10 protein-coding genes are annotated in these 11,244 nt (G+C 66.5%); 5 read left to right on the top strand and 5 right to left on the bottom strand.

Annotated elements, in window-relative coordinates:
- The first annotated feature begins 301 nt into the window (after positions 1–301).
- The gene (locus JFY56_RS23690; RefSeq protein WP_208316732.1) at positions 302–910 is read left to right on the top strand and encodes a helix-turn-helix domain-containing protein; all 609 of its coding nucleotides are present in this window, start codon (positions 302–304) and stop codon (positions 908–910) included.
- 143 nt (positions 911–1,053) lie between these two features.
- Here JFY56_RS23690 and waaA read toward each other — a convergent pair whose 3' ends face one another.
- Together waaA and JFY56_RS23680 are read right to left on the bottom strand one after the other, a co-directional pair.
- On the bottom strand, positions 1,054–2,328 hold the full coding sequence (waaA, locus tag JFY56_RS23685; protein ID WP_208316731.1) for a lipid IV(A) 3-deoxy-D-manno-octulosonic acid transferase: 1,275 nt from the start codon (positions 2,326–2,328) through the stop codon (positions 1,054–1,056).
- 97 nt (positions 2,329–2,425) lie between these two features.
- Positions 2,426–3,304, bottom strand: coding sequence for a LysR family transcriptional regulator (locus JFY56_RS23680; RefSeq protein ID WP_208316730.1), 879 nt, complete (start codon positions 3,302–3,304; stop codon positions 2,426–2,428).
- Positions 3,305–3,392: 88 nt separating this feature from the next.
- Between JFY56_RS23680 and JFY56_RS23675 the strand changes: the two genes are divergently transcribed.
- From JFY56_RS23675 to JFY56_RS23660, 4 genes are all read left to right on the top strand, one after another.
- Positions 3,393–3,725, top strand: coding sequence for a DMT family transporter (locus JFY56_RS23675; protein ID WP_208316729.1), 333 nt, complete (start codon positions 3,393–3,395; stop codon positions 3,723–3,725).
- 45 nt (positions 3,726–3,770) lie between these two features.
- Positions 3,771–4,946, top strand: coding sequence for an NAD(P)/FAD-dependent oxidoreductase (locus JFY56_RS23670; protein WP_208316728.1), 1,176 nt, complete (start codon positions 3,771–3,773; stop codon positions 4,944–4,946).
- A complete protein-coding gene (locus JFY56_RS23665) occupies positions 4,943–5,749 on the top strand; it encodes an aldo/keto reductase (protein ID WP_208316727.1) in 807 nt (268 codons plus the stop codon). Before JFY56_RS23670 ends, JFY56_RS23665 begins: the two co-directional genes overlap by 4 nt.
- A gap of 267 nt (positions 5,750–6,016) precedes the next feature.
- Positions 6,017–6,940 carry a metal ABC transporter ATPase gene (locus tag JFY56_RS23660; RefSeq protein ID WP_208316726.1) on the top strand — a complete coding sequence of 308 codons (924 nt, stop codon included), beginning with the start codon at positions 6,017–6,019 and terminating at the stop codon, positions 6,938–6,940.
- A gap of 152 nt (positions 6,941–7,092) precedes the next feature.
- Here JFY56_RS23660 and hldE read toward each other — a convergent pair whose 3' ends face one another.
- The 3 genes from hldE to msbA form a co-directional block, all read right to left on the bottom strand.
- Positions 7,093–8,517, bottom strand: a complete 1,425-nt coding sequence (gene hldE / locus JFY56_RS23655) for a bifunctional D-glycero-beta-D-manno-heptose-7-phosphate kinase/D-glycero-beta-D-manno-heptose 1-phosphate adenylyltransferase HldE (protein ID WP_208316725.1) — start codon at positions 8,515–8,517, stop codon at positions 7,093–7,095.
- A gap of 68 nt (positions 8,518–8,585) precedes the next feature.
- Complete coding sequence (gene cysC / locus JFY56_RS23650; protein ID WP_208316724.1) at positions 8,586–9,179, bottom strand: adenylyl-sulfate kinase; 594 nt, start codon at positions 9,177–9,179, stop codon at positions 8,586–8,588.
- A 223-nt stretch (positions 9,180–9,402) separates the two neighbouring features.
- Positions 9,403–11,211, bottom strand: coding sequence for a lipid A export permease/ATP-binding protein MsbA (msbA, locus tag JFY56_RS23645; RefSeq protein ID WP_208316723.1), 1,809 nt, complete (start codon positions 11,209–11,211; stop codon positions 9,403–9,405).
- Positions 11,212–11,244: the final 33 nt, after the last annotated feature.

Genomic DNA, 11,244 nt, shown 5'->3' with positions numbered 1-11,244 from the left:
TGAAGAAGACCGAGGCCCTGACCATTTTGGCCCGCAAATTAGCCCGGATAGCCTTTGCCCTGATGCAGACGCAGACGGCTTATCACCCCCAGGAGGCGAAGCCCCATTGACATAGAATCTCCTACAACGGACTCCCCCGTAGGAGCGGGCCATGCCCGCGAAACTTCCCGCACCTGTAGGATGGGTTGAGCGCAGCGATACCCATCACTCATCGCCCACGCCTTACAGGCCGACCAAAGTCCCGCCGCCCCGCTTTTTGTTTAGAATGCCCGCTCCCCCGCGCCGCCAGGACCCACGCCGCATGAGCCGCAAAGCCCCGCAGGAAGCCATCGACCAGGCCACCGCCCCCGGCGCGGAAGCGCACTTCCTCGGCGCGCGCATCCGTGGCCTGCGCAAGCGCCGCGGCATGACCCTGAGCGAGCTGGCCGAGCAGAGCAAGCTCACCGCCGGCTACATCAGCCAGCTGGAGCGCAACCTCGCCTACCCGTCGATCCCCGCGCTGTTCAACATCGCCCGCAGCCTCGGCGTGACCATCCAGTGGTTCTTCGCCAGCGAAGCGGCAGTGGACCCGGCGGACGCCGGCTACGTGGTGCGGCGCAACAGCCGCATGAGCGTGCACTACGAGGACGGCATCATCGACGAGCTGCTCACCCCGCAGCCCAGCCGCCAGCTGGAAATCCTCCACTCGCGCTTCCCGCCCGGCACCTACAGCCAGCAGAGCTACAGCCATGAAGGCGAGGAAGCCGGCTATATCCTCAGCGGAGTTTTCGAACTGTGGGTCGGCGACCGCCACTTCGAACTCAGGGAAGGCGACAGCTTCAGCTACTCCAGCCAGGAGCCGCATCGCTACGGCAATCCGGGAGACAGCGACGCCGTGGTGCTGTGGGTGATTACGCCGCCGACGTTCTAGGGCGCAGGGCAAGCAGCCGGAGCACCGAACCTGTAGGAGCCAGCTTGCTGGCGATCCGAGGCCTCATCCGGGCTACGATATCGCCGGTTAAGCACGGTTGATCGCCAGCAAGCTGGCTCCTAAAAAAAGCGGGCAGCGCAGTTTCACCCGACCTTGATCAACCGTCCCAACCCATCCAGCAACCGCTTCAACGCCCCCTGGTTGGCGCGCAACACGCCCAATCCCGCCTCGGCCATGCGCCGTGCGTTTTCGGGCTGATCCCAGAGCAGTTCCACCGCAGCCGCCAACCCCGCCGCATCGTTCACTTCCCGCAACGCCCCCACTTCACGCAATTGCGCGGCGATCTCGAGGAAGTTGAACAGGTGCGGCCCGGACAGCACCGGCTTGCCCAGCGCTGCCGGCTCCAGCAGGTTGTGCCCGCCGTTCTCGATCAGGCTGCCGCCGACGAAAGCGATATCCGCCAGCGCGTAGAGGAACAGCAATTCACCCATGGTGTCGCCGAGCAGCACGCTGGTCTGCGCGGTCACCGCCTCGCCGTTGGAACGTCGCACCGTGGCGAAGCCCTCGCGGCGGCACAGTTCGTACATGCCGTTGAAGCGCTCCGGGTGACGCGGCACGAGGATCAGCAGGGCCTGTGGATAACGCCGCAGCAGGCGGCGATGGGCGTCGAGGATGATCTCGTCCTCGCCGGCATGGGTGCTGGCGGCGATCCACACCGGTCGCTGTGTGGCCTGCCACTCCGCACGCAGGGTCGCAGCACGGGCGAGCAGTTCGGGATCGATGGTCAGGTCGAACTTGATCGAGCCGGTCACTTCCACGCACTGCGGACGCGCGCCCAACCGGCGGAAGCGCTCGGCTTCGGCCTCGGTCTGCACGGCGAACCAGCTCATCTCTTCCAGCATCGGCCGGGTCAGGCCGGCGAGGCGGGCATAACCGCGCGCCGAACGCTCGGACAACCGCGCATTGGCCAGCGCCACCGGAATGCCGCGCTTGGCGCACTGGTGGATATGGTTCGGCCACAGTTCGGTTTCCATGATCACCGCCAGCTTCGGCCGCGCGCGGTCGAGGAAGCGCGCCGCCGCCCATGGCAGGTCGTACGGCAGGTAGCAGTGCTGCACGCTGTCGCCGAACAGCGCGCGGATACGCTCGGAGCCGGTCGGGGTCATGCAGGTGACGGTGATCGGCAACTGTGGATAACGCGCCTGCAGCGCCTTGATCATCGGCGCCGCGGCGATGCTCTCGCCCACCGACACGGCATGCACCCAGATGCCGCCGGGACGCAGCTCTGGCAGGCCGAAGGAAAACCGCTCGCCGATGCGCCGGGCATAGGCCGGCGCCTTGCGCGAACGGAGGAACAGGCGCAGCGCGATCAACGGCAGGCCCAGGTGGATCAGCAGGGTATAGAGGGTTCGATTCATGGCGGCGGAGAGTAGCAAATAAGGCAGCATCCGGCTGCAAACCGTAGGGCGGGTGCAACCCGCCAAATCGCCAGGCCAACGGCGGGTTGCACCCGCCCTACCCCTTCAGATGCTCCGCAAAACACTCCCCCAACCAGCGAGCCGCCGGCCCCAAAGGTTCGTCGCGGCGGCAGACCAGTTCCACCACCAGCGGCGGCGGCGTCCAGTCGCTGGCCAGTTCGACCAGATGGTTCTGGTACGCCGGGTACTGCGCCACGTGGCTCGGCAGCCAGGCCCAGCCGAGGTCGCGCATCAGCAGTTCGGCCATGGCGTAGAAGCTGTCGGCGCGCCAGACCAGCGGGCTGATCTGCTCGCCGCCGGGGTAACGGCTGCCCTGCGGCGCCATCAGCAGTTGCCGGTGTCGCGCCAGTTCGCGGCGATCGGCGTAGTCCTTGCCAGCCAGTTCATGCCCGGCGCCGCACACCGTGACCATCTCGATGGTGCCCAGGCGCTGGCGTTCCAGCGCCTCCGGCATGTCTTCGTGGTGGAACAGCAGGCCAAGGTCGGCGCGCCGCTCCAGCAGCTTGCGCGCCACGTCGCCCTGGGCGCCGCTGGCCAGCTGCACTTCCAGCAGAGGGAACCGATGCGCCAGCGCCTGCAGGCTGGCGAGCACCGGCTGGTAGGGCATCGCCTCGTCCTGGGCCAGGCGCAGCAGCGCTTCCTCGCCGCGCACCAGCGACGTGGCCCGGCTTTCCAGGCGCTCGCACTGGCGCAGCACTTCCCGCGCCTCGTCGAGCAGCGCGCGGCCCTCGGCGGTCAGCACCGGCTGGCGGCCGCTGCTGCGTTCGAACAGGGTCACGCCGAGATCGGCTTCCAGCATGGCGATGGCCGAGCTGACAGCCGATTGCACGCGCTTGAGCTGGCGGGCCGCAGCGGAAAACGAGGACTGGTCGGCAACACTGACGAAGAGCCGCAGTTGTTCGAGGTTCCACTGCATGACCTATCTCCAATCAAGATAGGTAATGACTTTATCCCATCGCCCCGATCACTAGAATGGCCGGCATGCTTACGGGGGAGGACTCATCATGCCCGGCTATCTCTATCTCGCCATCGCCATCGTCGCCGAAGTCGTCGCCACCGCCTCGCTGAAGTCGGTGAAGGGCCTGAGCACGCCCCTGCCCTTGCTGCTGGTGATCGTCGGCTACGGGATTTCCTTCTGGATGCTGACCCTGGTGGTGCGCAGCATTCCGGTCGGCATCGCCTACGCCATCTGGGCTGGGCTCGGCATCGTGCTGGTCAGCGTCGCCGCACTGGTGCTCTACCAGCAGAAACTGGATGCCCCGGCAATGCTGGGCATGGGGATGATCGTCAGCGGCGTGGTGGTGATCCAACTGTTCTCGCAAACGACCGGGCATTAATAAGCAGGGTTATACTGCGCCTCCGTTTTTCCACGAGGCGCTTCCATGACCCAATCCCTCAGCACCGACATCCTCATCGTCGGCGGCGGCATCGCCGGACTCTGGCTGAACGCCCGCCTGCGCCGCGCCGGCTACGCCACCGTGCTGGTGGAAAGCGGCGCGCTGGGCGGCGTGCAGAGCATGCGTTCGCAGGGGATCATCCATGGTGGCACCAAGTACGCCCTGCATGGCGCGCTGACCGGCGCCTCCGAGGCCATCGCCGACATGCCGGAGCTGTGGCGCCAGTGCCTGAGCGGCGACGGGCAGATCGACCTGCGCGGCGTGCGCCTGCTGTCCGACGCCCATTACCTGTGGTCGCCGGGCGGTCTGGCCGGGAACCTGACCAGCTTCTTCGCCAGCAAGGCGGTGCGTAGCCGGGTCGCCCAGGTGAAGGGCGCCGACCTGCCGCTCGCCCTGCAGGACAAGGCGTTCAAGGGCAAGGCCTACCGCCTGACCGAACTGGTGCTGGACGTGCCGAGCCTGATCGCCCGCCTCGCCGAACTGGCCGGCGACAGCCTGCTCGCCGGCAGGGAAATCGAACCGCTGCAGGAAGGCAATGAACTGGTCGGCCTGCGCGTCGACGGCCGCGAGATTCGCGCCCAGCGCATCGTGCTGGTCGCCGGCGCCGGCAACGAAGCGCTGCTGCGCAGCCTCGGTCTGGAACAGCCGGCCATGCAGCGCCGGCCGCTGCACATGGTGCTGATCAAGGCGCCGACCCTGAAACCGCTGTACGCCCACTGCCTGGGCGGCGGGCCGAAGCCGCGGGTCACCGTCACCACCCATCCGGCCGCCGACGGCCAGTGGGTCTGGTATCTCGGTGGCGATATCGCCGAAGCCGCCGGTGTCGCCCGCAGCGAAGCCGAACAGATCGCCGAGGCGCAGCACGAACTGCACAAGCTGGTCCCGTGGATCGACCTGTCCAACGCACGCTGGGCGACCCTGCGAGTGGACCGTGCCGAGCCGGCGCAATCCAACCTGCTGCGCCCGGACAGCGCCTTCCTCGCCGAACAGGGCCGCCTGCTGGTGGGCTGGCCGACCAAACTCGCCCTCGCTCCCGACCTCGCCGATCGCGTGCAGAAAAACCTCGATCTGGCCGGCATCCGCCCGGTTTCTGCCAGCACGCTGCCGGAACTGCCGCGCCCGCCGCTGGCCCGTCCGGTGTGGGAGGAACTGCTCGGATGAAAACCCTGCACCACCTGCATCGTCCGCTGGGCAGCACCGGCCTGAACATCTCGCCGCTCGGCCTCGGCACGGTCAAGCTGGGCCGCGACCAGGGCGTGAAATATCCCTCCGGCTTCAGCATTCCCGACGATCGCGAAGCCGCCAACCTGATCGCCCTCGCCCGCGAGCTCGGCATCAACCTGATCGACACCGCGCCGGCCTATGGCCGCAGCGAGGAACGCCTCGGCCCGCTGCTGCGCGGCCAGCGCGACGCCTGGGTGATCGTCAGCAAGACCGGCGAGGAGTTCGACAACGGCCAGTCACGCTTCGATTTCAGTGCCGAACACACACGCTTCTCCGTCGAACGAAGCCTGAAGCGCCTGGAAACCGACTACATCGACCTGGTGCTGGTGCATTCCGACGGCAACGACCTGGACATCCTGCAGAACACCGGCGTCTACGAAACCCTGGAGCGCCTGAAGGAAGAAGGCCTGATCCGCGCCTTCGGCCTCTCCGGCAAGACCGTCGACGGCGGCCTGCTGGCGCTGCAGCGCGGCGACTGCGCGATGGTCACCTACAACCTCAACGAGCAGGCCGAGAAACCGGTGATCGACTACGCCCAGGCCCACGGCCGCGGCATCCTGATCAAGAAGGCGCTGGCCAGCGGCCATGCCTGCCTCGCCCCCGGCGTCGACCCGGTGCGCGCCAGCTTCGAGCTGGTGTTCGGCCATCCCGGCGTGACCAGCGCCATCGTCGGCACCATCAATCCGCTGCATCTGGCGCACAACGTCGCCATGGCCGTCGAAGTGCTGGGCGACCACTGATCGGCGGACACTTTTGCGCAACCCGTTGCCGCCATTCCTGTGCCATGCTCAGTTCCCGCGGATGAAAATCCGCAGCACGCGAAAATGCCGCCAACACGTGAAATGCGGGTAAAAAATCCGAAAACCCATGCTTTTTCGGGAATTAACTCGAAATAGTCGGTGTTTTTCGATTCACCTCCCAGCGTCGGCAGCCGGCGGCCAACCAGAAACGATCGGCCGGGCCGTGGTTATCCACAGCCCCCTGCACCTGCATGAAAAGGAGCCGCCATGCCCCGTACGCTCGCCCGCAAGGACCCGACCGCTTTCAAAACGCTGCCGCTGCTGGTGGAAGCCAACGCGGATGGCCTGGTCTACCAGACCTTCGGGCTGCCGCTGAATTTCAGGCAGGTGCTGGCGCGCAGGCGTCCGATCAACGTGCCCGACCCGCACCACTTCACCGCCGAACTGGCCAACCTTGGAGTTTCCGTGCGCTTGACCCTGAACTGGCAGGGCCGCGAATACTGGATATTGGTGCGCCAGCGTCGTGAAGACCGGGGCGACACGGTGCTCAAGCTGATTTCCGGCTACGTGCCGTCCCACGAGCTGAACCTGCCGCTGCTCACCGCCATCCAGGAAGTCGCCGAGGAATGCCTGGTGGAAACCACCGACGGCTGGCTGGGCGGGCGTTTCGGCGCCACCTGGCTGCCGACGCCCTACGAAGACGCCCTGCGCTACCGCGAGGCCAGCCACTTCGCCCTGACCCCGCTGTCCGGCGCCGCGCGGCCGGTGCAGGCCGGCAGCCTGCGCCTGCTGGAGCGCCCGCGCGCCTACGTGCACCTGCCGACCGCGTCGCTGCAGCTGGTGTATGACATGTCGCTGGAGTTGCCGAGGGATGCCCGCGACGTCAGCCTCTACCACGTCGACGAACGCCTGGAGCGCGGCCCGCTGGTTGCCCGCCTGGACCGCCGCCGGCCCGACCTCTACCTGCTGCCGCTGGACCACGGGCACCCCAGCGGCGAGCTCTACACCCTGAACCAGGGCGAGCTGTGCAAGGCGGCGACCCGCGGGGTGTGGCTGGCGGAAAGCTTCGCCCGCCAGGAGGGATGGGTGGTGCGCGACGAACGCATCCGCTTCCGCGACTGGATGGATCAGTGGCCGTCGGGAAAGGGCACTAGCGGAAAAGGCACGCTCCGAAAACCGGCGATGGCCTGATCTCAGCCCACTCCCATATCCGTAGGAGCGAGCTCTGCTCGCGAAATCAGCCCCCTGAAAGCTGGTCGCCAGCAGGTAGGGCGGGTGAAACCCGCCAGGCATGATTTGACGGCATGGCGGGTTGCACCCGCCCTACCCTCGACAGCAGGCAATCAGCCCTTCTGGCGAATCTTCTCAACGATCATGGTGGTCGAGCTGTTCGCCACCAGGTCGAGCACCCGCACTTCGCCGCCATTGGCCGTGACGATCTCGGCGCCGACCACCTGGTCCACGCCGTAGTCGCCGCCCTTGACCAGCACGTCCGGCAACACCTGACGCAGCAGGCGCTCCGGGGTGTCCTCGCTGAAGCTCACCACCCAGTCCACCGCACCGAGGCCGGCCAGCACGGCCATGCGCCGGTCGACGCTGTTGATCGGCCGGCCCGGGCCTTTCAGGCGGGTCACCGAGGCATCGTCGTTGACCGCGACGATCAGGCGGTCGCCCTGCTGGCGGGCCTGCTCCAGATAGGCGACATGGCCGGCATGCAGGATATCGAAGCAGCCGTTGGTGAAGACGATCTTCTCGCCGTGGGCGCGGGCGTCCTCGACGGCCAGCAGCAGTTGCTCCAGGCCCAGCACGCCACGCTCGGAACCCTGCTCGCGCTGCACCGCGCGGCGCAGCTCGGGGGCGCTGATCGCCGCGGTACCCAGCTTGCCGACCACGATGCCGGCAGCCAGGTTGGCCAGCGCCACCGCCTGCGGCAGTTCCTCGCCGGCAGCCAAGGCGGCGGCCAGGGTGGAAATCACCGTATCGCCGGCACCGGTGACATCGAACACTTCACGGGCGCGGGCCGGCAGGTGCAGTTCCGTCTGGCCCGGACGCAGCAGGGTCATGCCGTGCTCGCCACGGGTGACCAGCAACGCACCCAGTTCCAGATCGCTCATCAGTTGCTGGCCCTTGGCGACCAGCTCCGCCTCGTCCTTGCAGCCGCCGACGATGGTTTCGAATTCGGAAAGGTTCGGCGTGATCAGGCTGGCGCCGCGATAGATGGCGAAGTCCTTGCCCTTGGGATCGGCCAGCACCGGGATGCCGCGCTTGCGAGCGGCCTGAATCAACGCCTGGTGGTTCTTCAGCGCGCCCTTGCCGTAGTCGGACAGCACCAGCACGCGGACCTGGTCCAGCAACGCTTCGACATCGGCGCTCAGGGCGACGGCGTCGGTCGTGAAGGGTTCCTCGAAGTCCACCCGCAGCAGTTGCTGGTGGCGGCTCATGACCCGCAGCTTGACGATGGTCGGCTGCCCGGCGATGCGCTGGAAGCGGGTCTGCACGCCGACGGCGCCCAGACGGTCGCTCAGGCAGTCGGCGGCCTCATCGGCACCGGTCACACCGACCAGGAATGCCGGCGCGCCCAGCGCGGCAAGGTTCAAGGCAACGTTGGCGGCACCGCCCGGACGATCCTCATGCTGCTCGACCCGCACCACCGGTACCGGCGCTTCCGGCGAGATACGCGAGGTCGCGCCGTGCCAGTAGCGATCGAGCATTACATCGCCGACTACCAGCACGGGGGCCTGATCGAAACGGGGCATGGACAACTTCATGGGCGCTTCCGCAGTGTGAGAACGAAGGGGCAAAATCTTAGCACAGCCCATCGCCACAACCCGCGCGCTCAGAGCGACAGCATGGCAAGCAACTGCCTGACGGCCTGCTCCGGGCCGACCACGCCAGTGTCGATACGCAGTTCCGGTGTCAGGGGCTCCTCGTAGGGGCTGTCGACACCGGTGAAGTCGCGCAGCCGTCCTTCCAGGGCCGCGCGATACAGGCCCTTGACGTCGCGTCGCTGGCACTCCTCGAAAGAGGTGCTCACATGGATTTCGAAGAACTCGCCCGGAGCGAAGCGTTCGCGCACGGCCTGGCGATCCTCGCGCAACGGCGAAATGGCGGAAACCAGCACCACCAGCCCGGCATCCACGAACAGCCGCGCCACCTCGCCGAGGCGGCGCACGTTCTCCCGGCGATCGTCGAGGCCCATGCCGAGATCGCGGCACAGGCCGGTACGCACGTTGTCGCCATCCAGTTGGTAGGTATGCATGCCACGCCCGTGCAGTTCTTCCTCGAGCAGGTTCGCCAGGGTCGACTTGCCTGCACCGGAAAGGCCGGTGAACCAGACGCAGAACGGACGATGCCCCTTGCGTTCGGAGCGTGCCTCGCGAGCCACGCTGAACTTGCTGGGAACTATCCAGGGGGAAGTGCTTTCAGTCATAACCCGGCAACTCGTAGCCACGCTCAAAAGCCGAACGGAAATCCGGCCGATGCTAGTGACCCGACAGATGGCTCGTCATGCGATGCCGGTCGTATGCGGGACGCGCTGATCAAAACGTCGATGCGTTCACACAGCTGACAGACGCGCGCCGGGAGACTTCACTGCCAATGCGCGAGTCGTACAGGAAAAATCACTGCGGGGGAGGTGAAGGCTGCCGTGCGGCTCAGCTCGGCTCCGGCTGTGTCTCCTCGGCGAACTGGTTGGCATGCAGGCGTGCATAGTAGCCGTTCATGGCCAACAGCTCGGCGTGATTGCCACGCTCGACGATGTGCCCCTGGTCCATGACCAGGATGAGGTCCGCCTTCTCGATGGTGGAAAGGCGGTGGGCGATGACCAGCGTGGTGCGGCCATCCATCACCCGATCCAGCGCGGCCTGGATGTGCCGCTCCGACTCGGTATCCAGCGCCGAAGTGGCTTCGTCCAGCACCAGCACCGGAGCATTCTTCAGCAGCGCCCGGGCGATGGCCAGGCGCTGGCGCTGGCCGCCGGACAGCAGCACGCCGTTCTCGCCCACCTCTGTGTCGAAACCTTGCGGCAGCTTGTCGACGAACTCCTTGGCGTAGGCCGCCTCGGCCGCTCTCTCGATATCCGCCCGCGGCGCGCCGGCGAGGTCGCCGTAGGCGATGTTGTTGGCCACCGAGTCGTTGAACAGGGTCACCTGCTGGGTCACCAGGGCGATATGCCGACGCAGGTCGCGCAGGCGGTATTCCTCGATGTCGACGCCATCCAGCAGGATCTGCCCCTGCTCATGGTGGTAGAAGCGCGGGATCAGGTTGGCCAGGGTGGACTTGCCGCTGCCGGAGCGCCCCACCAGGGCGACCATCTGCCCGGGCGCGGCCTCGAAACTGATGTCCTGCAGCACGGGCCTGTCGGTACCGGGGTACTGGAAGCTGAGGTTGCGCACCTCCAGGCGTCCACCGACACGCTCCCGTTCGACGGTGCCGCGGTCGACCTCGGGCTGCTCGTCCAGCTGTTCGAAGATGCTTTCCGCACCAGCCACGCCACGCTGCACGGTGGAACTGACCTCGGAGAGCTGGCGGATCGGCTTCGGCAGCAGACCGGCGGCGGTGATGTAGGCCACCAGGTCGCCCGCGCTCGCTTCTCCGCGCAGGAGCAGCACCAGGAACATCAGGGCAGCCATGGCGGTGTAGATCACCAGTTGCAGCATCGGGGTATAGACGGCCGAGGTCTTGGTCATCCGCAGCTGCTTGTGCGTGCTGTCCTCGCTCGCCGCCTTGAAGCGTTCCGACTCGTAGGTCTCGCCGCCGAAGCTGCGCACTACGCGGTAGCCCTGGATCGTTTCGGAGGCGACGTGGGTCACGTCGCCCATGGCCACCTGGATCTTCTTGCTCTGCTTGCGGAATTTCTTGCTGGCGCTGCTCACCATCAGGGCGATCAGCGGCAGGATGGCGACCATCACCAAGGTCAGTTTCCAGTTCATCCACAGCAGGTAGCCGAACAGGAAGACCACCGTCAGCCCTTCGCGGATCACCACCTTGATCGCATCGGTGGCGGCACCGGTGACCATGGTCACGTTGAAGGTGATGCGCGAGATCAGGTGCCCGGAGTTGTGGCTGTCGAAGTAGCGGTTGGGCAGGGTCAGCAGGCTGTTGAACAGGGCCATGCGCAGGTCGTGCACCAGACCGAGGGAGACCTTGGCCAGGAAATAGTTGCCCAGGTAGGAACCCAGTCCCTGCCAGGCGGCGATCAGGATGATCAGCAACGGCACCGCCTGCAGCAGCTTGAGGTCCTGCAGGTAGGGAACGCTGGGGAAGAGGACGGCGTCCGGGTTGCTCAGGCCATCCACGAAGTACTTGAGGATGCCGGCCAGCATGGGCTGGGTGGAGGCGAAGATGATGTAGCCGATGATGCTGACCAGGAACATCCCGATATAGGGACGGACATAGCCCAGCAGACGGAAATAAATCTTCAGGCTGGTGGGCCGGGCGGATTCTGGGTGCTGATCGGACATGCGTTCACGCGTCGACGTTGTCGAAAGGTGGCA

This window comes from Pseudomonas schmalbachii (assembly GCF_017589465.1).
Classification (GTDB): Bacteria; Pseudomonadota; Gammaproteobacteria; order Pseudomonadales; family Pseudomonadaceae; genus Pseudomonas; species Pseudomonas schmalbachii.
The sequence above is the reverse complement of the archived record's forward strand: the minus strand, read 5'-3'. Positions and strand labels throughout refer to the sequence as shown.

Coding starts and splice junctions, on each gene's coding strand:
- JFY56_RS23660 (WP_208316726.1), top strand. CDS start 6,017: ATGCCCCGTACGCTCGCCCGCAAGGACCCGACCGCTTTCAAAACGCTG.
- JFY56_RS23665 (WP_208316727.1), top strand. CDS start 4,943: ATGAAAACCCTGCACCACCTGCATCGTCCGCTGGGCAGCACCGGCCTG.
- hldE (WP_208316725.1), bottom strand. CDS start 8,517: ATGAAGTTGTCCATGCCCCGTTTCGATCAGGCCCCCGTGCTGGTAGTC.
- JFY56_RS23670 (WP_208316728.1), top strand. CDS start 3,771: ATGACCCAATCCCTCAGCACCGACATCCTCATCGTCGGCGGCGGCATC.
- JFY56_RS23680 (WP_208316730.1), bottom strand. CDS start 3,304: ATGCAGTGGAACCTCGAACAACTGCGGCTCTTCGTCAGTGTTGCCGAC.
- cysC (WP_208316724.1), bottom strand. CDS start 9,179: ATGACTGAAAGCACTTCCCCCTGGATAGTTCCCAGCAAGTTCAGCGTG.
- JFY56_RS23690 (WP_208316732.1), top strand. CDS start 302: ATGAGCCGCAAAGCCCCGCAGGAAGCCATCGACCAGGCCACCGCCCCC.
- msbA (WP_208316723.1), bottom strand. CDS start 11,211: ATGTCCGATCAGCACCCAGAATCCGCCCGGCCCACCAGCCTGAAGATT.
- waaA (WP_208316731.1), bottom strand. CDS start 2,328: ATGAATCGAACCCTCTATACCCTGCTGATCCACCTGGGCCTGCCGTTG.
- JFY56_RS23675 (WP_208316729.1), top strand. CDS start 3,393: ATGCCCGGCTATCTCTATCTCGCCATCGCCATCGTCGCCGAAGTCGTC.